At 63.6% G+C, this 22,804-nt stretch carries 28 protein-coding genes; 13 read left to right on the top strand and 15 right to left on the bottom strand.

Annotated elements, in window-relative coordinates:
* The first annotated feature begins 250 nt into the window (after nucleotides 1-250).
* Nucleotides 251-1,345 carry an acyltransferase family protein gene (locus ACLGL5_RS30425; protein WP_064985928.1) on the top strand — a complete coding sequence of 365 codons (1,095 nt, stop codon included), beginning with the start codon at nucleotides 251-253 and terminating at the stop codon, nucleotides 1,343-1,345.
* 69 nt (nucleotides 1,346-1,414) lie between these two features.
* Here ACLGL5_RS30425 and ACLGL5_RS30420 read toward each other — a convergent pair whose 3' ends face one another.
* The 5 genes from ACLGL5_RS30420 to ACLGL5_RS30400 all read right to left on the bottom strand — a co-directional run bounded on the left by ACLGL5_RS30420 (nucleotide 1,415) and on the right by ACLGL5_RS30400 (nucleotide 7,764).
* Nucleotides 1,415-3,403: a glycoside hydrolase family 127 protein gene (locus tag ACLGL5_RS30420; protein ID WP_069092735.1), complete on the bottom strand. Its 1,989-nt coding sequence runs from the start codon at nucleotides 3,401-3,403 to the stop codon at nucleotides 1,415-1,417.
* A 22-nt stretch (nucleotides 3,404-3,425) separates the two neighbouring features.
* Entirely contained in the window at nucleotides 3,426-4,283 is an 858-nt protein-coding gene (locus ACLGL5_RS30415; protein WP_019859670.1) for a carbohydrate ABC transporter permease, read from the bottom strand.
* The gene (locus ACLGL5_RS30410; RefSeq protein ID WP_069092734.1) at nucleotides 4,283-5,212 is read right to left on the bottom strand and encodes a carbohydrate ABC transporter permease; all 930 of its coding nucleotides are present in this window, start codon (nucleotides 5,210-5,212) and stop codon (nucleotides 4,283-4,285) included. Before ACLGL5_RS30410 ends, ACLGL5_RS30415 begins: the two co-directional genes overlap by 1 nt.
* A gap of 195 nt (nucleotides 5,213-5,407) precedes the next feature.
* A complete protein-coding gene (locus ACLGL5_RS30405) occupies nucleotides 5,408-6,655 on the bottom strand; it encodes an ABC transporter substrate-binding protein (protein ID WP_038653077.1) in 1,248 nt (415 codons plus the stop codon).
* Between the two features lie 65 nt (nucleotides 6,656-6,720).
* Entirely contained in the window at nucleotides 6,721-7,764 is a 1,044-nt protein-coding gene (locus ACLGL5_RS30400; RefSeq protein WP_069092733.1) for a LacI family DNA-binding transcriptional regulator, read from the bottom strand.
* A 283-nt stretch (nucleotides 7,765-8,047) separates the two neighbouring features.
* Between ACLGL5_RS30400 and ACLGL5_RS30395 the strand changes: the two genes are divergently transcribed.
* The 4 genes from ACLGL5_RS30395 to ACLGL5_RS30380 all read left to right on the top strand — a co-directional run bounded on the left by ACLGL5_RS30395 (nucleotide 8,048) and on the right by ACLGL5_RS30380 (nucleotide 10,383).
* Entirely contained in the window at nucleotides 8,048-9,121 is a 1,074-nt protein-coding gene (locus ACLGL5_RS30395; protein ID WP_064985915.1) for a diguanylate cyclase domain-containing protein, read from the top strand.
* Between the two features lie 588 nt (nucleotides 9,122-9,709).
* Entirely contained in the window at nucleotides 9,710-9,916 is a 207-nt protein-coding gene (locus tag ACLGL5_RS30390; RefSeq protein WP_245307197.1) for a hypothetical protein, read from the top strand.
* A gap of 6 nt (nucleotides 9,917-9,922) precedes the next feature.
* A complete protein-coding gene (locus tag ACLGL5_RS30385) occupies nucleotides 9,923-10,114 on the top strand; it encodes a hypothetical protein (protein WP_019859663.1) in 192 nt (63 codons plus the stop codon).
* A 44-nt stretch (nucleotides 10,115-10,158) separates the two neighbouring features.
* Nucleotides 10,159-10,383, top strand: a complete 225-nt coding sequence (locus ACLGL5_RS30380) for a DUF6500 family protein (RefSeq protein ID WP_010910767.1) — start codon at nucleotides 10,159-10,161, stop codon at nucleotides 10,381-10,383.
* On the opposite strand, the gene ACLGL5_RS30375 is transcribed toward ACLGL5_RS30380, so the two are convergent.
* Both ACLGL5_RS30375 and ACLGL5_RS30370 read right to left on the bottom strand, forming a co-directional pair.
* On the bottom strand, nucleotides 10,384-10,650 hold the full coding sequence (locus ACLGL5_RS30375; RefSeq protein ID WP_019859662.1) for a DUF1488 family protein: 267 nt from the start codon (nucleotides 10,648-10,650) through the stop codon (nucleotides 10,384-10,386).
* Nucleotides 10,647-10,901: a hypothetical protein gene (locus ACLGL5_RS30370; RefSeq protein ID WP_010910765.1), complete on the bottom strand. Its 255-nt coding sequence runs from the start codon at nucleotides 10,899-10,901 to the stop codon at nucleotides 10,647-10,649. Before ACLGL5_RS30370 ends, ACLGL5_RS30375 begins: the two co-directional genes overlap by 4 nt.
* Nucleotides 10,902-11,146: 245 nt before the next feature.
* On the opposite strand from ACLGL5_RS30370, the gene ACLGL5_RS30365 reads away from it, so the two are divergent.
* The 5 genes from ACLGL5_RS30365 (at nucleotide 11,147) to ACLGL5_RS30345 (ending at nucleotide 14,728) form a co-directional block, all read left to right on the top strand.
* Complete coding sequence (locus tag ACLGL5_RS30365; RefSeq protein WP_019859661.1) at nucleotides 11,147-11,461, top strand: co-chaperone GroES; 315 nt, start codon at nucleotides 11,147-11,149, stop codon at nucleotides 11,459-11,461.
* A 61-nt stretch (nucleotides 11,462-11,522) separates the two neighbouring features.
* A complete protein-coding gene (groL, locus tag ACLGL5_RS30360; protein ID WP_038648449.1) occupies nucleotides 11,523-13,151 on the top strand; it encodes a chaperonin GroEL in 1,629 nt (542 codons plus the stop codon).
* A gap of 140 nt (nucleotides 13,152-13,291) precedes the next feature.
* On the top strand, nucleotides 13,292-13,450 hold the full coding sequence (locus ACLGL5_RS30355; RefSeq protein ID WP_019859659.1) for a hypothetical protein: 159 nt from the start codon (nucleotides 13,292-13,294) through the stop codon (nucleotides 13,448-13,450).
* A gap of 274 nt (nucleotides 13,451-13,724) precedes the next feature.
* Complete coding sequence (locus ACLGL5_RS30350; RefSeq protein WP_236952324.1) at nucleotides 13,725-14,054, top strand: GYD domain-containing protein; 330 nt, start codon at nucleotides 13,725-13,727, stop codon at nucleotides 14,052-14,054.
* Between the two features lie 176 nt (nucleotides 14,055-14,230).
* Complete coding sequence (locus ACLGL5_RS30345) at nucleotides 14,231-14,728, top strand: GAF domain-containing protein (protein WP_069092731.1); 498 nt, start codon at nucleotides 14,231-14,233, stop codon at nucleotides 14,726-14,728.
* Between the two features lie 27 nt (nucleotides 14,729-14,755).
* On the opposite strand, the gene ACLGL5_RS30340 is transcribed toward ACLGL5_RS30345, so the two are convergent.
* From ACLGL5_RS30340 to ACLGL5_RS30325, 4 genes are all read right to left on the bottom strand, one after another.
* Nucleotides 14,756-15,190: a group III truncated hemoglobin gene (locus ACLGL5_RS30340; RefSeq protein WP_019859655.1), complete on the bottom strand. Its 435-nt coding sequence runs from the start codon at nucleotides 15,188-15,190 to the stop codon at nucleotides 14,756-14,758.
* A 25-nt stretch (nucleotides 15,191-15,215) separates the two neighbouring features.
* Entirely contained in the window at nucleotides 15,216-16,085 is an 870-nt protein-coding gene (locus tag ACLGL5_RS30335; protein WP_069092730.1) for an SUMF1/EgtB/PvdO family nonheme iron enzyme, read from the bottom strand.
* 73 nt (nucleotides 16,086-16,158) lie between these two features.
* Complete coding sequence (gene nirK, locus ACLGL5_RS30330; protein WP_038648438.1) at nucleotides 16,159-17,262, bottom strand: copper-containing nitrite reductase; 1,104 nt, start codon at nucleotides 17,260-17,262, stop codon at nucleotides 16,159-16,161.
* A 291-nt stretch (nucleotides 17,263-17,553) separates the two neighbouring features.
* The gene (locus tag ACLGL5_RS30325) at nucleotides 17,554-17,994 is read right to left on the bottom strand and encodes a pseudoazurin (protein ID WP_038648435.1); all 441 of its coding nucleotides are present in this window, start codon (nucleotides 17,992-17,994) and stop codon (nucleotides 17,554-17,556) included.
* 153 nt (nucleotides 17,995-18,147) lie between these two features.
* Here ACLGL5_RS30325 and ACLGL5_RS30320 point away from each other — a divergent pair, with 153 nt between their 5' ends.
* A complete protein-coding gene (locus ACLGL5_RS30320) occupies nucleotides 18,148-18,843 on the top strand; it encodes a Crp/Fnr family transcriptional regulator (protein ID WP_038648432.1) in 696 nt (231 codons plus the stop codon).
* Here the strand turns inward: ACLGL5_RS30320 and ACLGL5_RS30315 are convergent.
* From ACLGL5_RS30315 to ACLGL5_RS30300, 4 genes are all read right to left on the bottom strand, one after another.
* A complete protein-coding gene (locus ACLGL5_RS30315) occupies nucleotides 18,794-19,045 on the bottom strand; it encodes a DUF1858 domain-containing protein (protein ID WP_027047120.1) in 252 nt (83 codons plus the stop codon). The two genes, ACLGL5_RS30320 and ACLGL5_RS30315, sit on opposite strands and share 50 nt — an antisense overlap.
* A gap of 171 nt (nucleotides 19,046-19,216) precedes the next feature.
* A complete protein-coding gene (locus ACLGL5_RS30310) occupies nucleotides 19,217-20,278 on the bottom strand; it encodes a YeiH family protein (protein ID WP_083246832.1) in 1,062 nt (353 codons plus the stop codon).
* Nucleotides 20,279-20,518: 240 nt separating this feature from the next.
* On the bottom strand, nucleotides 20,519-20,896 hold the full coding sequence (locus ACLGL5_RS30305; protein WP_019859647.1) for an ester cyclase: 378 nt from the start codon (nucleotides 20,894-20,896) through the stop codon (nucleotides 20,519-20,521).
* Nucleotides 20,897-20,970: 74 nt separating this feature from the next.
* Entirely contained in the window at nucleotides 20,971-21,864 is an 894-nt protein-coding gene (locus ACLGL5_RS30300) for a LysR family transcriptional regulator (RefSeq protein WP_064985908.1), read from the bottom strand.
* 152 nt (nucleotides 21,865-22,016) lie between these two features.
* Here ACLGL5_RS30300 and ACLGL5_RS30295 point away from each other — a divergent pair, with 152 nt between their 5' ends.
* Nucleotides 22,017-22,412 (top strand): (R)-mandelonitrile lyase, encoded by a 396-nt coding sequence (locus tag ACLGL5_RS30295; RefSeq protein WP_038648418.1) that lies wholly within the window; start codon nucleotides 22,017-22,019, stop codon nucleotides 22,410-22,412.
* Nucleotides 22,413-22,464: 52 nt separating this feature from the next.
* Nucleotides 22,465-22,803: a carboxymuconolactone decarboxylase family protein gene (locus tag ACLGL5_RS30290; RefSeq protein WP_038648415.1), complete on the top strand. Its 339-nt coding sequence runs from the start codon at nucleotides 22,465-22,467 to the stop codon at nucleotides 22,801-22,803.
* Nucleotide 22,804 lies beyond the last annotated feature (1 nt).

Below are 22,804 nucleotides of genomic sequence, written 5' to 3'. Positions count from 1 at the left end.
ATCGGCCACAACAGCGTCCCTCGCCCCGTTTACGGGGAGAGGATGCCGGCAGGCAGGTGAGGGGCAGCGCCGGCGTTGGAAGTTGTGGCGATTTCGACGCCCACGCGACCATGGGATCTGCCGGAAGGCAGCTGCTGATATCGCCTCGCACACCGCAAACCAGCCGTGTTTACGATCTGGGAAGCTTGACGGTGCTAGATAGCGCCGGATGATGGCTGGCCGCCTTGGCCGCCCCCCGGATGGATTTGCCATGAACAGCCCGATGCGCATGCCGTGGGTGGACACGGCCAAAGGCCTCTCGATCATCCTCGTGGTCATGATGTACGCGGCCTACAACACAGGCGAGTACACGGGCGGCGTCGGCTTCCTGCACTATGTCATCGGCTTCGCGACGCCGTTCCGCATGCCGGAATTCTTTCTGATCTCCGGCCTGTTCCTGTCGCAGGTGATCGACCGGCCGTGGCGGCGCTACATCGACCGGCGCGTCGTCCACTATCTCTATTTCTACGTGCTGTGGGCGATCATCTCGATCGGGCTCAAGATCGGCATCTTCAGCCGCGATCCCGCAGGCATGCTGCACGATCTGGCAATGGCCGTCGTCCAGCCCTATGGCGTGCTGTGGTTCATCTACATGCTGGCGGTGTTCGGCCTTGTGGCCAAGCTCTTGCGGCAGTTCGGCGTGCCCGCCTGGATTGTCATCCCGTGTGCTGCCGCATTGCAGATGTGGGCTCCGCATCCGGACAGCTATGCGGTCGAACAGTTCGCGGCCTATTTCGTGTTCTTCTATGTCGGCTTCGTCATGGCGCCGCTGGTGTTCCGGCTCGTCGAATGGACACAGCCCCGCCCGATGCTGGCCGTCGCCGGTCTGCTCTTGTGGGCTGTCGTCAACGGCCTGCTCGTCTATTCGCCGGGCTATGCCATGCAACCGGTCGGCATGCAGATGGGGCTGGCGGCGTGGCCGCCGCTGCATCTTACTCTGGCCGTCGCCGGTGCGGTGGCGCTGTGCGTGCTTGGCGGCTTGCTGTCGCAATTCGCCTCGATGGAATGGCTGCGCTGGCTCGGCGAACATTCGCTGGTCGTCTATGTCGCCTTCACCATTCCGATGTCGCTCTTCCGCGGCGCCGCACTGGCAAGCGGCCTGCTGACCGACACCGGCATGCTCAGCCTGGCGGTACTGCTGGTCTCGATCATCAGCCCCGTCGTACTCTATCTCATCATCCAGCGCGTCGGCTTCGGCATGTTCCTGTTCGAGCGGCCGGCCTGGGCGCATATCGACAACAGCGCGCCGCTGGCGGCACCGAGCGCGGCGCTGCCTGCTGCCGCCGCTCAATCAAGCCGGACATAGCCGAGCCTGAGCAATTCCAGGAAAAGTGTGAAGCGGTTTTCCGTCCGGAATTGCATCAAAACAAGAGCCTCAGCCGTCCCGCAGCCACACCAGCATCTCGCCGGGCTCGCGATTGTCCCAGGCGTAATAGGGGATGGCGGTCAGGCACGTCTCGACGCTGGCCGGCGGCTCACGTCGGTAGAGCCCGTCCTGCCAGCCGTCGCCGGCATCGGCGCGCGCCGTGGCTGAAAGCGTCACCACGCCGCCCAGCAGTTCGGGCGCTTCATGCGCCTCGATGCCTGCCGTGCGCGGCAGGGTCAGGCGATGCAGCCGGCTGTCATTGTCCGATGCCTCGACGCAGTAGATCAGCGGCCCGCGCGACAGCGCGACGCGGCCGGCATCCTGCCGGACCTCCGGATTGGCGTAGAGCCGCTCGATCGGCATTTCGAGGTCAAGCCGGACGCGGTCGCCCTTTTTCCAACTGCGCCGGATCGCGGCATAGCCGTCGCTGGTCATGTCTTCGAGGTCGACCGCCTCGCCATTGATCTCAAGCGTCGCGCTGCTGCTCCATGCCGGGATGCGCAGGTGCAGCGTGAACTCCAAGGGCGCTTGCGGTTCGACCGTGATCTCGACCGCGCCGTCCCAGGGATAGCGGCTCGCCTGCGTGAGCTGCACCGGCGTACCCGCAATGTCGAAGCGGGCGGTGGAGTCGCCGTAGAGATGCACGGCCAGGGCATCGTCCGCCAGGCTGTAGAAATAGCTGCCGATCGAGGCGACCATGCGCCCGACATTGGGCGGGCAGCAGGGGCAGCGGTGCCATTTCCACCTGTTGTGCCGGCCCCGGCTTTCAAGCGGGTTCTCGTAGAAGAACAGCGAGCCGTCGAGCGACAGGCCGGAGATCGAGCCATTGTAGAGCGCGCGCTCCATCATGTCGGCGTAGCGGGCGTTCGGCCCCATGCCGAGCATGCGGCTTGCCCAGAACACGAGGCCTACCGCCGCGCAGGTCTCGGCATAGGCGCTCTCATTGGGCAGGTCGTAGTCGCTGGTGAAGCCCTCATTGTGCGCCGACGGGCCGAGCCCGCCGGTGATGTAGAGGTTTTTCGTGGTGAGGTCGTCCCACAGCCGGTCGAGCGCGACGCGCAGGCTATCGTCGCCATATTCGGTCGCGATGTCGGCCATGCCCGAATAGAGGTACATGGCCCGCACCGCATGGCCGACGACCTTGTCCTGTTCGCGGACCGGTCTGTGCGACTGGCTGTATTCATAGGTCTTGAAATGATAGGCCTTGGGGTCGGCGCCACGGGCGCGCGCTTCCTCGTCGAAATAATGCGGCTGTTGGCCACGCTGGTCGATGAAGTACTTCGCCAGATCCATGTATTTCTGCTCGCCCGTCACCCGCGCCAGCTTGACCAGCGCCAGCTCGATCTCCTCATGGCCGCAATAGCCCTTCTTTTTGCCGGGCTCAGGCCCGAGCACCGAGGCGATGTGGTCGGCGTAGCGGCACATAATGTCGAGCAGCTTGCGCTTGCCCGTCGCCTGGTAGTAGGCGACCGCGCCTTCGATCAGGTGGCCGGCGCAATAGAGCTCGTGGCAGTCGCGCAGGTTGGTCCAGCGCTTGCCGGGCTGGATGCGCTGGTACCAGCTGGAGAGATAGCCGTCCTCCTGCTGCAATTTGCCGTACATGTCGATGACGGCGTCGATCTTCTTCTCCAGTTCGGGGTTCTTGCGCCGGTAGAGCGAATAGGCTGCGGTCTCGATCGTCTTGCCGAGATCGGAATCCCAGAACATCTGCGTCGTCACCGTCGAGCCGGTGAATTCGGCGCCCTGGCGGTCCGCTTCATCGGGCGAAGGCGAGTGGAAGGGGATGACGATGCCGGGCGAGGGGCGGTCCGGATCGATCTGCTCCAGCATGCGCGCCTCGACGCAGCGCTCGTAAAGGATGTCGGCGGTGCGGGTCGCCACCGCGTCGGCGCGGTCGCCCCAGAAGCCGTGCACATCGACCTGCGGCACCGGCAGCGGCCGGAAGGCGAGTTTCGGCTTTTCCTTCGTGGCGGGGCGGGGGGATGGCGATGCGGTCATGAACTCACTCCATTCAGTCTGTCTATTTAACGGCCCCGGCCATCAGGCCGCGGATGTAGAAGCGCTGCAAAGCAAGGAACAGGATGAGGCACGGCACCATCATCACGGTGACGCCCGCCTGCACGGCGCCCCAGTCGATGGCGCCGAAGCGGCCCGACTGCAGTGCCGTCATCATCACCGGCAGCGTGAATTTGGACTGGTCGGTCATCAGCACCAGCGCGGCGAGGAACTCGTTCCAGGCGCCGAGGAAGGCGAACAGCGCGATGGTGACGACGCCCGGCCAGACCAGCGGCAGCATCACCTTCAAAAGCATGGTGGCGTTGCCGGCGCCGTCCATGCGCGCAGCCTCCTCGATTTCGCGCGGCACGGCGTCGAAGGCGTTGCGCATCATGAAGATCGAAAACGGCAATTGCAGTGTCACATAGACGCCGACCAGGCCGGTCAGCGTGTTGTGCAGGCCAAGCTTGGTCAGCACCAGGAAGATCGGCGTCAGGATCGACTGGAACGGGATCATGATCGTCGACAGGATGAGGACGAAGAACAGGTCCTTGAACGGAAAGCGGAAGCGCGAAAAGCCGTAGCCGGCCAGCACGCTGACGATGACCGACAAAAGGACGGTCATCACCGAGACATAGATGCTGTTTTGCGCCGAGGCCCAGAGCCCGTCGCCGAAGGAGTTGAGCGTGGCATAGTTTTCCAGCGAGAAGCCCGTGGTCGGCCATGGCGGCAGCGGCGGCATGCGCGCCTCGGCCGCCGGCTTGAAGGCCGACAGCGCCGTCCACACGATCGGCGCGACGAACAACACCGAGGCGATGATGCCGGTGGAGTGCCTGGCGAGGCGGGCGGCAAACTTGCCCCGGGCTGAAATCGCCTGAGCCATCAGTCGAGCCCCTCGGGCTTGCGCAGCAGCCACAGCTGGATGAGGCTGAGCGCCACCAGGATGACCAGCAGCACCATGGAGAGTGCCGCGCCATAGCCCAGCTTGAACGACACGAAGGACTGGTTGAAGATCCAGTAGACCGCCGTCAGCGTCTGGTTGCGCGGCCCGCCGCGCAGGATGATGTAGAACTGGTCGAAGGCAAGGATCGAGCCCGCGACCGACAGGATCAGCGCCAGCGCCAGCGTGCGGCGCATCAGCGGCAGCGTGATCGCCCGGAACCGCGCAAACGGACCGGCGCCGTCGATCACGGCGGCCTCCTGCAGGTCCTGCGGGATCGATTGCAGGCCGGTCATCAGGATGATCATGGTGAAGCCGGCGACCTTCCACACCACCATGGCGATGATCGACCAGAAGGCCGGCTGGAAGGTGGCGAGCAGGTTGAACTTCCTGTCGATCAGGCCGAGGTCGTAGGCGGCCGGGCTGAACAGGCCGGAATCGACGTTGAGCAGCCATGACCAGAGCAGGCTCGCCGAAGCGAAACCAACCACCGCCGGCATGAAGAAGAACGTGCGGTAGAGGTTGGTTAGCGGCCGCGGCTTTTCGATGAAGATCGCAAGGGGAAAGGCGACGGCGAAGATCGCGATGGTGACGACCACCGTGTAGTAGCCGGTGAATTTCAGTGCATTCCAGAACCTGGTGTCGCGCAGAATCGCCCAGTAATTGTCGAGGCCGATGAAGGCATGCTCGCCCATCAGCGGCCAGTTGTGCAGCGACATCCACGCCGTCATGCCGAGCGGGATGACGAAGAACACCATGACCAGCGCCACGGCCGGCGCGACATAGATGAGGCCGATCCATTGCCGGCGTCCGGCGCCGACGAGTTTTCGGGCGCGGGGCGGGGCGGCGGTGCTTGCGGCGATGGTGGCCATGCTTTGCCTGTTCTTACGTCGGATTCAATTGGACGCCCTACCTCCCCCTTGTGGGGAGGTCGGACCGCAGGTCCGGGTGCGGGACTGGCGCTGACCCCCACCCCGCTGCTTCGCAGCGACCCTCCCCACAAGGGGGAGGGTAAGAATTGCCGGCCACCCGCCCAGGGAGAAAGGCGGGCGGCCGGCAGGCGGCCGCTACTTCTGCGGCGCCTGGTCGATGATCGACTGCATGGTCTCCTGAGCGTTGGCGATGGCGCCATCGACATCGTCGCCGAAGAAGACCTCGTTGATCATCTGCGTCCACGGGCCGTTGGCGGAGTTGATCAGATCGTTGAACACCACCGAATAAGGCGTCTTGCCCTTGGCCATGGCCTCGGCGGCGATCTGGTAGCGCGGATCGAGATCCTTCAGCGCATCCTTGGCGATGTCGCCGCGCACCGGCAGGCTGCCATATTTGGCGAGGATGGTCTGGCCTTCCAGCGAATAGGCGAAATCCAGGAATTCCTTCACCACGGCGAGCTTCTTGGTGCCCTTGGTGACGACGAAATTGTCGCCGCCGGCGAAGGACGACCAGCCGCCATCCTTGCCCGGCAGGAAGGTGACGCCGTAATCGACATTGGGATACTGGGTGTTGAGCGCACCGATGGCGAAGGCGCCGGAGGGCGAGATGCCGATATTGCCGGCGGCGAAGGCGGCAAAGAAGTTCGCGCCGGTGTCGGTCTGCGCGCCTGCCGGCACCAGATCCTTCTTGACCATCGAGCGGTAGAGATCGATGGCGCCGCGCAATTGCGGGCTGTCCAGCGTCGCCTTGGAGCCGTCCGCGCTCAGGATGTCGCCACCAGATGCCCAGATCAGCGGCGTGAAGGTGAAGATGTTGCAGCCGCCGCAATTGCCGGAGAAGTAGAAGCCCTTGATGTTGCCGCCGAGCGCATTGACCTTCTCGGCGTCGGCGGCGATCTCGGCCCAGTTGGTGGGGCCTTTTTCAGGGTCAAGGCCGGCCTGCTTGAACAGCTTCTTGTTCCAGATCAGCACCGAGGCGTCGGCCGAGAAGGGCAGGCCGTAAATGTGGTCCTTGTAGGTGCCGGTCTTGACATGCGCCGGCGACAGGCTGGCGAAATAGGGCAGGGACTTGGCCCAGTCGGTGATGTCCTCCAGCTGGCCGGCGGCGGCGAAGGAGGGCGTGTAGATCAGGTCGAGCGACAGCGCGTCGGGCGCCGTGCCGCCGGCGGCGGCCGCGCCATATTTCGGGATGATCTCGGCATTGGGGATGATGTCGAGCTTGATCTGGTCCTTATGCGCCTTGTTGTAGGCGTCGACGATGCGCGGCATGAAATTCGAGCCGTCGGCCCGCACCCAGATGTTGGCGGTGTCGGCGACGGCAGCGCCGAGACCGCTGCCCAGAACGGCAGTGGCCAGGGCCAGTTTGGCAATCAGGTTCCTCATGTTTTCCTCCTCCAAGGGTTGGCCGCTGTGCGCGGCTTGGCGCCGGTCACGCGGCGCTTTCGTTTTCAGCCGTCCGGTGAGCGGCCGCAGGACTGACGCACCACCAGCCGGCACGGCAGTTTTCGAATGCCCGGCGCGGCGGGCTGACCGCCGACCAGGGATAGCAGGGTCAGCCCGGCCTCGCGCCCGAGGGCGACCAGGTTCATGTCGACCGAGGTCAGCGGCGGGCGCGTCGCTTCCGCGACGATCTCCCAATTGTCGAAACCGATGACGCCGACATCCCCGGGAACGTCGAGGCCGCGCTCGCGCAAGGCATCGATGACACCGCGCGCGATCTGGTCGTTGCCGCAAAAGACGGCGTCCGGCCGTTCGCTTTTGCCGTCGAACAATTGCGCCACCGCGTCATGTCCCCAGGCTTCCGACCAGGCGCCGAGCAGCGGTTCGGTGACCGGCAGGCTGTTTTCGGCGAGCACGTCGCGATAGGCTTGGGCGCGGGCGTGCACCACTGCAAAGCTCGCCGGTCCGCTGACATGGGCGATGCGCCTGCGGCCGAGCCGGCAGAAATGTTCGACCGCCAGCCGCGCGCCGCCGGCATCGTCCGAGACGAAGGCGACGGCGTCGGGATCGGGCTGGGTGAAGGCGTAGATCACCGGGATGCGCAGATTGGCGAGATCGACGGGCAGATGGCGGTCGATGCGTTTTCCCGTGGCGATGATGCCGTCGACGCGCTTGTCGAGCATGGCCTCGACATGCAGCTGGCCCAGCCGCGGATCCTCCTCGACATTGCACAGGAAAACCGAGACGCCATTGTCGACCAGCGCGTCCGAAATGCCCGACATCAGCGGCAGCGAGAAGCGGCCATAAGTATCGTTGGTGAGCAGGCCGACGGTGAAGGAGCGGCGCCTGAGCAAGCTCTGCGCCAGGCTGTTGGGCCGGAAGCCCAGGCTGCGCGCCGTCTCGCGGATGCGCTCGCGCGTCTCGGCGGTCATGCGCCCCTGGTCGTTGAGTGCCTTCGATGCGGTGGCAACGCTGACGCCGGCCCGCGCCGCCACGTCACGCAAGGTGACGGGCTTGGGGAAAACCGGAACAGGCTGATCGTCCGATACCATCGAGGATCCTTAGTTGGGAAAAGGTTTTCTCTTACAGGCCGGAACAAGGCCCGGCCAATGGCCGAGCCCGATCGAAACTGTTTGGAAAAACCTTTTCTCAAGTCGAGGCTAAGCCAGATCGGGGGATCGTTCAAGGGGAAAGTTGACGTCGGCGATCGCTTCACCGCAAGCTTGGCATCGACGGATTTTCGCCGGAGATTCCGCTGCCGCTCCGGAAGTGTCAGCGAAGTGTTAATCGCTCCTGCGCCATGGTGGCTGTCCGCCAAGACAGCAGAGCCCCGCAATGTCCGACACACCCTACAATCCCAAAGGTCCGGCGCGGCCCGTCGCTTCGGCACGAAACGGGGAGGGTGGGCAGGATGCGCGTCGGGCCGAGCGTCGCCGCGATGCCGACATCTCCAAGCTCAACGCCGAACTCGCCGCGCAGGCGGCGCTGATCGCCGGCCAGGAGGTTGCGCTGGCGCACAGCCGCAAGATCTTCGACCGCGCCTCGGTCGCCGCGCGCATCGGCGTGTGGGAATGCAGCCTGCCCGGTGAACAATTGCACTGGACCGATGTGGTCTACGACCTGTTCGACCTGCCTCGCGGCACGGCACTCGACCGCTCGGAGATCATCAAGTGCTATCCTGCGGAGTCGCGCAAGGCGCTGGACAGTTTGCGCAGCCGCGCGATCGCCGAGCGCAGCGGCTTCACCCTCGACGCCGAGATCACCACCTTCGCCGGCCACAGCCGATGGATCCGCATCACCGCGACCGTGGAGTGCGAGGAAGGCGTGCCGGTGCGCATCTTCGGCATGAAGCAGGACATCACCGAGGAAAAGATCCAGTCGGACCGGATGCGCTATCTCGCCGAATTCGACGCCATGACCGGGCTTGCCAACCGCGCCCGCTTCCAGGCGCGGCTGGCGCAGGTGGATGCCAGCCGTCCACTGGGCGCGCTGCTGCTGATCGATCTCGACGGCTTCAAGGCGGTCAACGACACGTTCGGCCATGTCGTCGGCGACGAGTGCCTGAAGGCGGCGGCCGAGCGACTCGCCGAAGGCTGCGGCGAGGCGGATCTGGTGGCGCGCGTCGGCGGCGACGAGTTCGCGGTGCTGCTTGGCTCGCATCTCGACCGGGCTGCCGTCTCCGGCGTGGCGCGCGAGATCGTCGAGAGGATGGGCAAGCCGGTCGCGGTCCGCGGCCAGTCGCTGCGGCTGGGCGCCTCGGTCGGCATTGCATTTGCCGGGCAAGGCGCGCCTTGCGACCTGTTCGCGCAGGCCGACACCGCGCTCTACGCCGCAAAGGCGGCAGGGCGCAACACGTTCCGCATCTTCAAGACCGAGGCCGGCGGGAAAGGCCGCAGCGCTGCGGCGTAAAGGCCTGAGTTTTTCAGGGAAGGCCTGGATGGCTTCCCCTTGGAATTGTTTGCGAACAAAGAGATAGGGCTGTGATTTGAAGCTCTGAATCGCCTGACGGCACACTGCGTGTCGGTCATTTATTGTCCGCGCAACCTGGATACTCACCTCCCAGTGGCACCGCTCGCACCTTCGGGATTTCGGGGCACAGAGTCTGCCGAAGAGCGACGCCAGGCGACATTTTGCAAAGTGCCGACAGAACAGCCGTGGGACTTAACGTTTCCGCAAGCATTTCCCCGTTAGGTCGGTTGCAATGGCCTCGTGGCGGAGCGGCTACGCTGGAGACGGCAAATCTCTGAAGCCTCGGTTCGATCCCGAGGCGAGGCCTCCAAAAATCTTATCGCCGAGACCCTGTGCCCGACCTCTTGTCGCGGCCGATTTGCGCGGTTGCGGCCATTGTCGCATCCGACGATCATGGCCACGAAGATGTAGGGCCGACGTTAAAACCACCCATCTGCATTTGGCATGCAGGTCGCTCACGAAAAGAGTGCTATGGCAGGAGCGCGAGCCTGCTCGCTCCGATCTTCCCCGACATTCGAGGTCATTTTCGTGCGTGAACCGCCATCGCTGCCGGTCTTTGGAAAACTCGGCGTCAAGCCATCCGTCGCCGTCGTGGCGGCGCCAGCCGCCTCGGCAGGCATCGTGCCGCGCTTGCGGGAGGTTGTGGCCGCGCATGGCGGCATTGCGCTGAAGCTGTCGGTGGTCGCCTGGACCATAATGGTCCTGGGTACGGTGTTTTTCATGTTGCAGGGCTGAGGGGTCATGGCAAACCGCTACGCGCTGCGCATGGATCTGCCCCAGAGCTGGGCCATCGTCGATGTGTTCACCGGCCAGCCAGCCGTGATCAGGCAAAAGGTGATGGTTGGCATGAGCCCGCGCGAGGCCGAGGACATGGTCGTGCAGATGAATGTCGGCGACATCAGGCGCCGGGAGAGGGCGGAGCGCAAGGGTTGAACGTTCCGGGGTGGGCCAAGACCCCGCACACCAAGAGGATTCCCGTGAGAGCGAGCCTGAGGCAAAAGATACTGGAGGTCTGCGACCGCAAGATTTCCGAGAAAGGGCCTGCCGTGGGCGTGTCGTTCTACGCGTTTTTCGCCAACAGGAATGACGATCCCGAGCTGCTGATGGAAGCAGCGGAATGGTGGATCAGGACCCACCGCCTCGACCATTTCGAAAAAGCCGCGAAGATACGGACGATGATCGAGGACATGGACCTCGGCTGATCAGCCGAAGTCGTCTGATGTCAGCACATACATGCTCTTGCGCGTGCGGCCGTAGGCCTTCGACGCAACATCGCGAATGACGCTGCTCTCGGTGTCGAACGTTGCGAGGTAGCCCGCTTCATCGGCGCTGGTTCGCGGCTGGATCTTGGTCATCGCATCGGCGGCGACCGAGAAGGAAATCTGGAACATCCCGTCATGGCCGACGAAGCGGATGCGCTTGCCGGCTTCGTCATAGCTTCGGCTGCGGTTGGGGAAGGTCAGGCTCATGTTTTTGCCTCCGTTGCGGCGGCCTTCTTGGTCGCCCGCTTCTTCTTCGGCGTCGGGTTCAGGGCTTCGGCGACGCGGTCTGCCTCTTCCTTGGCCAGGCGCAATGTCCTGAGCTTTGCGGTCTTGATCTCCCTGGCCTTCGCCTCGGACATGTACTCGGCGGTTGCCTTGTTGCGCTCCGCCGTCTTCTTCTGCTTGTCGACGAAGCGGGCTTCAGCTTTTTCCATGATCGTCTGGTTGCCGTCGGCCATCGCATAAATCTCCTTGGTGCTGGAATCGTGAAAATGAACTTGTCCGATAAATAGGCACTCGACCGGCAAAATTCAATTTTTTGAATTATTTGACCGCCTTCGGATATCACGAAACGGCAAGGCGAAATAATACTTTTCAATATTTATCGGGTCCGCGAATAATTTTTGGCACTCCTATCTATCGAGTGCCAAAGCGCCTATATGGGGGAAGCGGCCGCCTAAGCTGGCCCCAGAAAGAAGTTTTCATGAAGTTTCGGCCACTCCACGACCGCGTCGTCATCCGGCGCGCCGAAGGCGATACCAAATCCAAGGGCGGCATCATCATTCCCGACAATGCCAAGGAAAAGCCGCAGGAAGGCGAAGTCATCGCCGTCGGACCCGGTGCACGCGACGAAAACGGCGCGCTTGTGCCGCTCGACGTCAAGGCCGGCGACCTGATCCTGTTCGGCAAATGGTCGGGCACCGAGGTCAAGATCGATGGCGAGGACCTTCTGATCATGAAGGAAGCCGACATTATGGGCGTCATCGAGAAGAGCGTCGAAGCCAAGAAGGCCGCCTGACTGGTGCGCCGCGCCTTCCGCGCGGGGTTCGTCCACTCCAAATTCGAACGGGATTGAAAAAATGTCTGCCAAGGAAATCAAATTCGCCACCGACGCGCGTGACCGCATGCTGCGCGGCGTCGAGATCCTCACCAATGCGGTGAAGGTCACGCTCGGCCCCAAGGGCCGCAACGTCATCATCGACAAGGCCTATGGCGCGCCACGCATCACCAAGGACGGCGTCACCGTCGCCAAGGAAATCGAGCTTGCCGACAAGTTCGAGAACATGGGCGCGCAGATGGTGCGCGAAGTGGCCTCGAAGACCAACGACCTCGCCGGTGACGGCACCACCACCGCGACCGTGCTGGCCGCCTCGATCCTGCGCGAAGGCGCCAAACTGGTTGCCGCCGGCATGAACCCGATGGACTTGAAGCGCGGCATCGACCAGGCGGTTGCCGCAGTTGTCGTCGAAATCAAGGCGAAAGCCAAGAAGGTCAAGTCGTCGGCCGAGATCGCGCAGGTCGGCACCATCGCCGCCAATGGCGACGCAACCGTCGGCGAGATGATCGCCAAGGCGATGGACAAGGTCGGCAATGACGGCGTCATCACAGTCGAGGAAGCCAAGACCGCCGAAACCGAACTCGACGTCGTCGAGGGCATGCAGTTCGACCGTGGCTATCTCAGCCCGTATTTCGTCACCAATGCCGACAAGATGCGTGTCGAGCTGGAAGAGCCCTATGTGCTCCTCCACGAGAAGAAGCTCGGCAATCTGCAGGCGATGCTGCCGATCCTCGAAGCGGTGGTGCAGAGCGGCAGGCCGCTGCTGATCATCTCCGAGGATGTCGAGGGCGAGGCGCTGGCCACGCTGGTCGTCAACAAACTGCGCGGCGGCCTCAAGGTCGCGGCCGTCAAGGCGCCGGGCTTTGGCGATCGCCGCAAGGCGATGCTGGAAGACATTGCGGTGCTGACTTCAGGCCAGATGATCTCCGAGGATCTCGGCATCAAGCTCGAAAACGTCACCATCGAGATGCTCGGCCGCGCCAAGCGCGTGCTGATCGAGAAGGACACCACCACGATCATCGACGGCGCCGGCACCAAGGCGACCATCCAGGCGCGCGTCGCCCAGATCAAGGGCCAGATCGAGGAGACGACCTCCGACTACGACAAGGAGAAGCTGCAGGAGCGGCTGGCCAAGCTGTCGGGCGGGGTTGCTGTCATCCGCGTCGGCGGCGTCACCGAGTCGGAAGTGAAGGAAAAGAAGGACCGCATCGACGACGCGCTGAACGCGACGCGCGCGGCGGTCGAGGAAGGTATCGTGCCCGGCGGCGGCGTCGCTCTGCTGCGCGCCCGGTCGGCGCTGTCGGGCCTCAACGGCGCCAATGCCGATGTCACCGCCGGCATTTCGATCGTGCTCAGGGCGCTGGAAGCGCCGATCCGCCAGATCGCCGAGAATTCCGGCGTCGAGGGCTCGATTGTCGTCGGCAAGCTCGCCGACAGCAAGGACCACAATCAGGGCTTCGACGCCCAGAACGAGACCTATGTCGACATGATCAAGGCCGGCATCGTCGATCCGGCGAAAGTGGTGCGCACCGCACTGCAGGACGCCGGCTCGATCGCGGCTCTGCTGATCACCGCCGAAGCCATGATCACCGACGTTCCGGCGAAAGATGCCGCGCCTGCCGGTGGCGGCGGCGGCATGGGCGGTTACTAAGAACTCGGCCTGCCTGCGGGGGCGGCTTCATCGAAGCCGTCTTCCAGGTCTGAGCTGAATCCACGCCGGTTTTTGCAGCCGGATACGATCGCCGGGGGATCTCTCCCGGCGCACAGGCCTCTAGCCCAGGAGATCGATCCATGATCGTGTTCGCGCAGAAGCCACAGACGGTCGTCACGACCGAAACCACCGAGGAAAGCCGCTTCGACCGCATCCGCAGGATTGCCGCCGACAAGCACAAGAAATCGGATTCCGACACGGCAACGCCACAAAAGGGCGAACCCAAGCGCCCGATGTAAGGTTGCACCGCGCCGCTACTGGCCGTTCAACCTCAGCACCACACATCGCGCGTCAACGGCGCGAGCTCGATGCCGTTGGCCGAGCGTGGTCCAGCCAGACACCTTCCTGTCGGCAGTATCGGCGTCTCCGGTATTGTCATTATATTAGCTTAAGCGCATATTTGTCCGGCAGCGAGCCCTTGGCCGCCAACGCGTCCCAGGGCGCCTGCAATTGTTCCGAAAAATAAATCACTCCGTGCCGCTCGAATTATGGAGCCGCACGAGACAATGACATTTGGAGGAAATACCCATGAAAGTGACTATCTTGGCAAACTATGCGCCTCATGCCGCCAAAGGATTGATGCAAGGCTCCGACAGGCAGGCTGCGGTCAAGGCGCTTTTCGAAAGCGTTGGCGGCAAGGTGAGCAGCGTGATGTTCACGCGCGGCATCTATGACGTGGTTGTCAATGGCGAGGTGCCGGACCAATCAGCGGGGATTGGCATGTCCCTTGCCGTGCGAGCGAGCGGCTCACTGACCGAGATGGTTGTGCTGGAAGAACTCGACATGAAGGCAGTGCTCGCGGCCGCCAAAAAGGCTGCCGGCGCTTACAAACCCGCCGGCTGATGGACTTGCCTTCCTGATCAAGGCAGCACGGTTCGATGCCGTGCTGCCGCTTGTCCGACAGCGCATCTTCTTGCGACTTTCGCGGCGACTGGAATTCAAGCTAGTATCGTCGAGTGGTCGTTTGGTGCAGAGAGCTTGCGGAAACGGAACCGCGATTCCCAGTTCGGAGACAAGCCATGTTCGCCGCCAAGGCCATCGACACCTCGGACAAGGCCGCGTTCTATCGCGACCTCGCCGCTCAGCTGAAGGCACTGCTCGACGGCGAGAGCGACTCGATCGCCAATGCCGCCAACACCGCGGCACTGATCTTCCAGATGGTGCCGGACCTCAACTGGGCCGGCTTCTATTTCCTGGCCTCGGACGAGGAGCTGGTGCTGGGACCGTTCCAGGGCAAGCCGGCCTGCGTGCGCATCACGGTCGGCAAGGGTGTCTGCGGAACGGCGGTCGAACTCGGCACCTCGATGCTGATCAAGGACGTGCACGATTTTCCCGGCCACATCGCCTGTGATGCCGATTCACGTTCGGAACTGGTCGTGCTGCTCGAGGACGACGAGGGCGTCTTCGGCGTGCTCGATCTCGACAGCCCGCTGCCCGGCCGCTTCGACAAGGCCGACCAGGCCGGCATCGAAACGCTGGCCGCGATCTATGCGGCCGCGAGTTCGTTCGAGGATTGAGCGCGCATTTTTTTCCGGGCCGGCTGTCTAGGCACGATCCCCTAGGCGGAAGAACATCGCCAGCTTCAGGCTCGTCGCGATCCGTTCGGCCCGGTCGACGAACACCGCGGCGATTTCCGGCCCAAAGAGTTCGGCCGCCGTCTGGCTGAACATGGCCAGCCAGATGTCGAAATCGGCCTCGGTCACGTCCCCGAGCTTCAGGTGCGCCGGGACCGGGCGGCCATGATAGTCGCCCGTCTTGAGGATGACCGAGCACCAGAAGTCGGTCATCTTCTCGAGATGCGGTTCCCAGTCGCCGGGGATCTCGCGCGCGAAGATCGGTCCGAGACGTTCGTTCTTGCGCAGTCGCGCATAGAATTCGCGAACGAGCCGGCCGATCGCAGCGCGATCGACGCCTGCATGATGCAACGGCTTTTCCGGGGCCGGACGCGCATGATCCGCCAGCGACGATTTCAATGTCATTGCAGAAGTCCTGTTGTTGTCGTGATCAGGAAAGCCGAAGCCAGCGGATGGCGGCTTGCACGAGGTTGAGCCGGTCGCGCACGAGGCGGAATCCCAGATTGTCGGGCGGCGTGCCGACGGCGCAACCGCCGCTTTTCCCGTCCCTGATGAAGTTCGACATATAGGTGCGATGGAAACCTTCCACGACATGAACGCCGCAATTGTCGATCGAGCTTGCTATGCCGGCGCCGTCGGCGGCTTCCGTCGTATGGACGTAACAGGTCGAAGTCCACTCCCAGACGTTGCCGGCAATGTCGGCCACCCCCTTGGAGTTGGGTCCAAATCCGCCCCTGATCCTCGGCTGCGGGTCCGGTTGCCGCCCGAGTGAAGCCTCGGTGCGATATTGGACGAGCCAGCGCTGCGCCGGGTTGTTGGGGTCGGTCTCGCCAGCCTCGATGTCGCCGCGAAAGCGTTCGCCCGCCGCATAGGCCCATTCCACGTCCGTCGGCAGGCGCCATGCCGATCCGGTCTCGGCCGAGAGCCAGTCCGCATAGGCCTCGGCATCGATATGGCTCACGCCCGTAACCGGAACATTGCCGCTGCCGCGGCCATCGGCCGGCTTGCAGGCGCCGGCCATGATGCAGCGCCGGTAGTCCGAAGCGCTTACCTGGTATTTCATGATCTCGAAGGGCTCTGCCACCGTTGCCCGCACCACGGGAGCACTGACGGGGTGGTTCTGCCTGAGGAATTCCCCGGGCAGCGGATGAGCGAACGATCCGGGCGCGAGGGTGACGAGTTCGGAGCGCGCCAGGAACTCCCGATCCGGCACAGGGAGCCAGCCGATGGCGCCTGTCGCGCCCAGCGTGAACAGCGCGCAAGCCAGACCTCCGAGAGCCAGGATGGGGTTGAGGGGCATGGCAGTTTTCCCGCGTTCGCGGCCCTGCAGGAATGTCGCAAGGCCGCGTCTACCTTAGGACCCGAGGCGGCAGCTAGGACGCAATCGCCCTTGGGGCTTCGACCTGCATCATCAGGTCGTCGTCCCAGCTTCCGTCGACCGTGAAATGCGCGGTCGCGCCGAGTTCCACTGCCTCGATCAGATTGTGGTTGACGTAGGCGTAGACGCCCGGCTGCAGGAATGTGTAAAGGGCAGCTCCGGCCGAACCCCCGCGAATGAACCAGGTTTCGAGGTCCTTTGCCGGCGGGTTCGCGAACTTGCCCTGTTCCCATACATGGTCGCCATGTCCACCAATCAGGTGCGGACGTGTGTCGCGATTGGCCTGCGAATGGACGATCAGGACAGTCTCGCCGACCTTGGCCTTCATGGCGTTCTCGCCGGTCAGCGATCCTGCCTTGCCGTTGAACACGACGTGGGTGGGGATCAAGCCACGCATGACCTTCACCGTGTCGTCGTAATTGTCGCCGGCCGAGTCATACTTCTTGAATTTACCCTGCTCGTCGCGGGGAATGTAGAAGTCGCTTTCGCCGATATAATAGATGTGGTCATAGCGGACCGGCTTGCCCTTGTCGTCCTTGAGCCCGTCGCGCGGCAGGATCATGATCGCTCCGTTCATGCCCGAAACGACATGCCAGGGGATCATCGGACCGCCGGGCGCGCAGTGGTAGACGAAGGTCCCCGAGCGCGTCGCCTTGAAGCGAAGCGTCGTCTGCTCGCCGGGATTGACCAGGGTCAGCGCACCGCCGCCAAGCCCTCCGGTGGCGGCATGGAAGTCGATGTTGTGGGCAAGCGTATTGGTGTCGGGGTTGATCAGCGTGAGTTCGACATAGTCACCCTCATGCACGACCATCAGAGGTCCCGGGATCGAGCCATTGTAGGTCATGGCGTTGAGCTGGGTGCCGTCGGCGTCGATCACCATCGGCTTCTCTTCTATGGTCATCGTGAATTCGACGACCTTGGGACCGCTTTTGGCCACCTGGTCGTGGGCATGGACGAAAGGCGGCGCGACCAATGTCACCTTCTCCCGCGGCAAGCCAGCGACTTCCTTGGCGCTGGCCATAGCCGGCATCGAGCCGACCGTCGCGACGGCCGCAGCCGCAAGAACAGACCCTAACAGGGCTTCGCGTCTCGTAAGCATTTCCCGCTCCTTTTTTTGAACCGTTCGATACTTGGAGAATAAGCCTTTCCACGAGGACTTCTTTGCGCTGGCGCAAACTTGAGATTCATTTGTCTTGATCTGGTTCTGCCGGGGGAGCGATGCCTGTTCGGGAGACCGGCAACTGCCGGTGAATGGAAATGCCCGCACGGCGCCGGGCGCCAAAACGTCGTGTGGGAGTGACGGCGCCGAAGCCGCCACTCCCACAGGACTTTGCAATTCCGATGTCGAGCGCGGACAAAACCTGTCTGTCCGCCCGGCATTCGGCCTCGATCAGTTCGCCTTCGTCACCTGGGCAAACAGCGTGGGGAACACGGTCTTGGCCTTGCCGACCTGCTTGACCGCCTGCGCCGCGTCGAGGTTCACGGGCTTGCCGACCACGATCAGAGCCACCATGCCCATCCCGTAATGCGGACTGCACTTGACGCCGTAGACGCCTTCCTGCGTCATGGTGACAGTGGTCGTTTCACCCATCTTGCTTTTGATTTCCTGGGCGCCGTCGGGGGCCATTCCCTTGATGGTTTCGACATTGTGGGTCTTGTCGCCAGGCACGAACTTGATCGTGTCGCCGGGAGCCGCCTTGATGAAATCAGGCTGGAAGACCATGGACCCCTTGTCTCCCTTGGTCAGCAGCTGCACGACGTGCTCTTCGGCGTTTGCGACGCCGGCAAGCGCAAGCAGGGCGGCGGCCGCGGCGATCAGGTGGAATTTCATGGGTAAGTCCTTTCTTGGGTGCATCACGGCTCAAACCGTTGCAGCCTTCTAGCCGACCGCACGGACAGGCGATTTGCGCTGGCGCAAACTGGCGCACGAAATATAGACTGGGTGCCGGCGTCATCTGGAGCCGTGGGCAGCGAGGGTTTGGGGTTGCCGCTTGACCGGTCGATCATCGCGAGGCTTTCGCTGTTCGAGGGCCTGGGGCCCGCGGAGCTGGACAGCATTCTGCGGGATGCCCGGTCCGTGCGCTTTGCCAAGGAAACTGCAATTTTCGAGCAGGAGGCCGAGGCGCGTTCGTTCTACGTGCTCTTGGCGGGACATATTCGCGTCGTGCGGACCACGCCCGACGGGCGCCAGGTGATCGCCCGCTACATCAGTGAAGGCGAGATATTCGGCGTTGCCGCCGCACTCGGCCGGCTGACCTATCCGGCAACCGCGATCGCCGCGGTCGACTGCGTGGTTCTGGTCTGGCCGAATGCCGTGTGGCCGGATCTGTCATCCCGGTTTCCCGTTCTTGCCGCGGGAACGTTCAAGACGGTCGGCGCGAGGCTGCAGGACACGCAGGCGCGCGTCATGGAACTGGCCACCGAGCAGGTCGAGCAACGCGTTGCCAGCGCGCTGCTGCGGCTGGTGAAGCAGACGGGGCGCAAGACCGATGCCGGCATCGAGATCGACTTCCCGATCTCTCGCCAGGACATCGCCGAGATGACGGGGACGACCTTGCATACGGTGAGCCGGCTGCTGAGCGCCTGGGAGGAACGCGGGATCATCGTCAGCGGCCGCCAGCGTGTCACCATCACCGACGCGCATCGCCTGGTGATGCTGGCGGAGCATCGGGACGGCTGACCGGCCCGCCGGCGATGGCGCGTTCAAGGCCTTTCAGGAAATCGGCTTCGTCAATTCGATGATCCCGGCAGGCCTCGGCGATCGAATGGAACGGGGCGATGTGGCAGCCCACGCAGTGCATGCCGTGCCGGATCAGCACGGCGATGCTTGCCGGCCATCGTCTCATGACCTCATCCATGGACATGTTCGGATCGATCCGCATGGGCGTCTCCTTCGTGGTTCTCCCATCCGTCGATCGTAGCAGAGGCGTTTGGCCGGTCGTTGTGCTGGCGCAAGGAAGGAGCGCGTCGGAAAATGGAATGAGATGCGGCCAGGCGAACAGCCGACGTCCCTGCGAACGCCGGTATGCGAACCTCGTGGAAAGCTTGCCGAGCTAAGCCAACTTCACCAGCATCAGGCTGAAGCAGCCGATGAACAGGAAGGCGCAGAAGGCGAGCGCCAGCGGGCGCAGGCCGCGCGAGCGCAGCTGCGAAATGTCGGCCTGCAGGCCCATGGCGGCAAGCCCCATGGTCAGCATGATGGTGGTGGCGAGTGCCATCGCTGATTTTACTTCGGCCGGCATGGTGACCAGGCTGTTCAGAGCCACGACGGCGATGAAGGCAGCAACGAACCACGGCATGGGCGGCCGTGCCGCCGATTGGTCGCGGCTGCCGCGCCGCGCCATCAGGCCGAGCGCGATGACCATCGGCGCCAGCATGGCGACGCGGGTCAGCTTGGCGACCGTGGCGATCTCGCCGGACTGGGTGCCGTTCTGGAAGCCGGCGCCGATGACCTGCGCCACCTCGTGGATTGAGGCGCCGGCCCATAGGCCGAAAGCGTGCTGGTCGAGGCCGAGCAGTGGCGCCAGCAGCGGGAAGCCGAGCATGGCGACGGTGCCGAACAGCGTGATCGAGGCAACGGCGTAGGTGACGTCCTCGTCGCGCGCATCGGTGACGATGTTGGTGGCGACGATGGCGGAGGCGCCGCAGATCGAGGTGCCGGCGGCAATCAACTGCGCCAGCTTGCGGTCGACGCCGATCAGCCGGCCGAGCGTGACGGTGAAGAGGAAGGTGGCGCCAAGCGTCGCCGCCACGATGCCGACGCCGCCGGCGCCGATCGAGACGACCTGGCCGAGCGTCAGCTGGAAGCCGAGCAGCACGATAGCGAAGCGCAGCAGGCGCTTTTGCGAGAAGGCGATGCCGGCCTTGGCGTGCACCGGCGTGCCGAGCACGTTGGAATAGACCATGCCGGCGACGACGGCCAGGATCATCGGGCTGAACAAAGCGAAGCCGGAGACATTGTGCGCCGAGAAGGCCACGGCCGTGATCATCGCCACCAGCACAATGCCGGGGATAATGCCGTTCCACACCGAATCGAGCCGCTTGCGGCTTGCGGCCAGGTCCGCCGATATCAGGCTTTTCGGAATATCGTTCGCGATGTGGGTGGCGGAAGACAATGCAATGCTCCAGGCAGGTATACCGGAGGAATGCCATTCCTGAAACGATCTTTCCAACGAATTGTTATGGTCAGAATGATCGATTTTTACGAACGATCAGCAATCATTGACCAGCGTTGGCGCTGCCCCTCATCCGCCTGCATGCCGTTCGTCTCTCGAAAAGCCAAGCAATTGGCTTCTTGTCCGCTGTGCGGATCAGTCCTCAGCTCCCGTACAACGGGGAGAAGGGAACTGGCCGCGTCAGAGCTGCGCCTCGATCGCCGCCTTGTCGATGACCGACCAGACGTTCCTGATCCGGTCGTTCAAAAATTCATAGAACACATTCTCGCTGAACGAGACCTTTTTGCCGTTGATGGGCAGGCCGAAGAAGGTTCCCTTCGGCGTGCAGTTGAACTGCAGGCGGCTGGCGATGTAGGGCGGGTCGGAGACCAGCAGTTGGACGTCGAAATAGAGGTCCGGGATTTCGCGAAAATCCCGCTCCAGCATGGCGCGGTAACCCGATAGGCCGACACGGTCGCCATTGTAGTGGACCTCGTCATGGACGAAGCGATGCAGCCTTTGCCAATCCTGGTTGTTGAGGCAGTCGATATAGCCTCGGTAGAGATCAGTCTCGGTCACGGCGACGGCTCCGGGGTTTCTTCAATCGCGTTCCGGCAAGAAGATAGAACGGCTGCGTGCGCAGTCCAGACGTTCTAGCCGCGATAGCGCAGCGCATCGACCAGCAGCGAGAAGGCCGGCGTCGCCTGGCGACGGCTGGGGTAATAGAGGTGGTAGCCGGGGAAGGGTGGGCACCAGTCTGCCAGCACCCGCACCAGCCGGCCGTCGGCCAGATGCGCGCGCAGCTGGTCCTCGGGCAGATAGGCAAGGCCGAGGCCGGCCAGCACCGCGTTCATGCGTAGCCTCGCCGTGTTGAAGATCAGCTGGCCCTCGACGCGCACTTTCAGTTCGCGCCCGGCCTTTTCGAATTCCCAGGCATAGAGCCCGCCATAGGTCGGCAGGCGCAGGTTGATGCAGTTGTGGGTGGTGAGCTCCTGCGGCGTGCGCGGCTTCGGCTGTCGGGCGAGATAGGCGGGCGATCCAACCACCGCCATGCGCATGTCCGGGCCGATGCGCACCGCGATCATGTCGTGCGCCACCTGTTCGCCAAGCCGCACGCCGGCGTCATAGCGCTCGGCGACGATGTCGGTCAGGCCGTAATCGACGATGATCTCGACCTTGATGTCGGGATAGTCCGGCAAAAGCCGCGCGATCGCCGGCCACAGCACCGCCTCGGCGGCGTGCTCGCCGGCGGTGATGCGGATGGTGCCGGCGGGCTTTTCGCGCAGGGCGCTCAGCGCGGCGAGCTCGGCCTCGATCTCGTCGAGCCTTGGCCCGACGGAGCGCACCAGTCGCTCGCCGGCCTCGGTGGGCGCCACGCTGCGCGTGGTGCGGGTCAGCAGCCGCACGCCCAGCCGCTCCTCCAGCGCGCGCACCGTGTGGCTGAGCGCCGATTGCGAGACGCCGAGCTGTGCCGCCGCCCGGGTGAAGCTTTTTTCCCGCGCGACGGCGAGGAAGGCGGTCAGCTCGTTCAGATTGTCTCGCGGCATTGATGATCTCTCCTCATAAGTACATGCCGGATATAGCATCTAATCCAGATCAATCGCAGGCGCTAAATAGAGGCCATTACAATCGGGCTGTCGGAATTGGCGGCCCTGAAGACCTGGGGCAGCGTGCTGTCCGGCGTCTAGAAGGAGAAACCATGGACATCAAGCGAAGCGGCTCGCAGCCTTCCGCGAAAGGTCCAGCCGACTACTTCACCGGCACGGTGCGCATCGACGCACCATTCAAGGGCAGCGAGCCGGCCCGCGTCGGCGGCGCCACCGTGACTTTCGAACCCGGCGCGCGCACCGCCTGGCACACGCATCCGCTTGGCCAGACGCTGATCGTCCTGTCGGGCGCCGGCCTGGTTCAACGTGAGGGCGGCCCGGTCGAGCCTATCCGCCCCGGCGACATCGTCTGGTTCGCGCCCGGCGAAAAGCACTGGCATGGCGCGGCACCGACCACGGCGATGACCCACATTGCCATCGCTGAGGCCCTCGACGGCAAGGTCGTCGACTGGATGGAGCATGTCACCGACGAGCAATACGCGGTTTGAGCAGGCATCAGCGCTTTGCGCTCGAACCGATACCGCAACGAAGGAAACCAAAATGATCGATAAACCAGTGCCGCACAGGAATCCGTTCTCCGATATCGCGCCCGCGCTCGGCAAATACACCGACGATGTGTTGTTCGGAGATGTCTGGAAACGGCCCGGCCTTTCGCCGCGCGACCGCAGCCTCGTCACCGTCAGCAGCCTGATCTCGAACTACCGGGTCAACGAGATGCCTTTCCACATGAAGCGGGCGCTCGACAATGGCGTCACCCGCGACGAACTCATCGAAACCATCACACATCTCGCCTTTTACGCCGGATGGCCGGTTGCCAGCACGGCGATCGGCGTTGCCCGCAAGGTTTTCGAGCAGGCGGATGCCGAGAAAAAGGAATAGG

Source organism: Mesorhizobium sp. U510 (assembly GCF_059180695.1).
This window is presented reverse-complemented; position numbering and strand designations above follow the sequence as displayed.

Coding starts and splice junctions, on each gene's coding strand:
- ACLGL5_RS30375 (WP_019859662.1), bottom strand. CDS start 10,650: ATGAGCCTGACCTTCCCCAACCGCAGCCGAAGCTATGACGAAGCCGGC.
- ACLGL5_RS30290 (WP_038648415.1), top strand. CDS start 22,465: ATGATCGATAAACCAGTGCCGCACAGGAATCCGTTCTCCGATATCGCG.
- ACLGL5_RS30420 (WP_069092735.1), bottom strand. CDS start 3,403: ATGACCGCATCGCCATCCCCCCGCCCCGCCACGAAGGAAAAGCCGAAA.
- ACLGL5_RS30295 (WP_038648418.1), top strand. CDS start 22,017: ATGGACATCAAGCGAAGCGGCTCGCAGCCTTCCGCGAAAGGTCCAGCC.
- ACLGL5_RS30315 (WP_027047120.1), bottom strand. CDS start 19,045: ATGCGGATCGATCCGAACATGTCCATGGATGAGGTCATGAGACGATGG.
- ACLGL5_RS30365 (WP_019859661.1), top strand. CDS start 11,147: ATGAAGTTTCGGCCACTCCACGACCGCGTCGTCATCCGGCGCGCCGAA.
- ACLGL5_RS30370 (WP_010910765.1), bottom strand. CDS start 10,901: ATGGCCGACGGCAACCAGACGATCATGGAAAAAGCTGAAGCCCGCTTC.
- ACLGL5_RS30300 (WP_064985908.1), bottom strand. CDS start 21,864: ATGCCGCGAGACAATCTGAACGAGCTGACCGCCTTCCTCGCCGTCGCG.
- ACLGL5_RS30355 (WP_019859659.1), top strand. CDS start 13,292: ATGATCGTGTTCGCGCAGAAGCCACAGACGGTCGTCACGACCGAAACC.
- groL (WP_038648449.1), top strand. CDS start 11,523: ATGTCTGCCAAGGAAATCAAATTCGCCACCGACGCGCGTGACCGCATG.
- ACLGL5_RS30400 (WP_069092733.1), bottom strand. CDS start 7,764: ATGGTATCGGACGATCAGCCTGTTCCGGTTTTCCCCAAGCCCGTCACC.
- ACLGL5_RS30340 (WP_019859655.1), bottom strand. CDS start 15,190: ATGACATTGAAATCGTCGCTGGCGGATCATGCGCGTCCGGCCCCGGAA.
- ACLGL5_RS30385 (WP_019859663.1), top strand. CDS start 9,923: ATGGCAAACCGCTACGCGCTGCGCATGGATCTGCCCCAGAGCTGGGCC.
- ACLGL5_RS30410 (WP_069092734.1), bottom strand. CDS start 5,212: ATGGCCACCATCGCCGCAAGCACCGCCGCCCCGCCCCGCGCCCGAAAA.
- ACLGL5_RS30335 (WP_069092730.1), bottom strand. CDS start 16,085: ATGCCCCTCAACCCCATCCTGGCTCTCGGAGGTCTGGCTTGCGCGCTG.
- nirK (WP_038648438.1), bottom strand. CDS start 17,262: ATGCTTACGAGACGCGAAGCCCTGTTAGGGTCTGTTCTTGCGGCTGCG.
- ACLGL5_RS30395 (WP_064985915.1), top strand. CDS start 8,048: ATGTCCGACACACCCTACAATCCCAAAGGTCCGGCGCGGCCCGTCGCT.
- ACLGL5_RS30345 (WP_069092731.1), top strand. CDS start 14,231: ATGTTCGCCGCCAAGGCCATCGACACCTCGGACAAGGCCGCGTTCTAT.
- ACLGL5_RS30405 (WP_038653077.1), bottom strand. CDS start 6,655: ATGAGGAACCTGATTGCCAAACTGGCCCTGGCCACTGCCGTTCTGGGC.
- ACLGL5_RS30415 (WP_019859670.1), bottom strand. CDS start 4,283: ATGGCTCAGGCGATTTCAGCCCGGGGCAAGTTTGCCGCCCGCCTCGCC.
- ACLGL5_RS30425 (WP_064985928.1), top strand. CDS start 251: ATGAACAGCCCGATGCGCATGCCGTGGGTGGACACGGCCAAAGGCCTC.
- ACLGL5_RS30325 (WP_038648435.1), bottom strand. CDS start 17,994: ATGAAATTCCACCTGATCGCCGCGGCCGCCGCCCTGCTTGCGCTTGCC.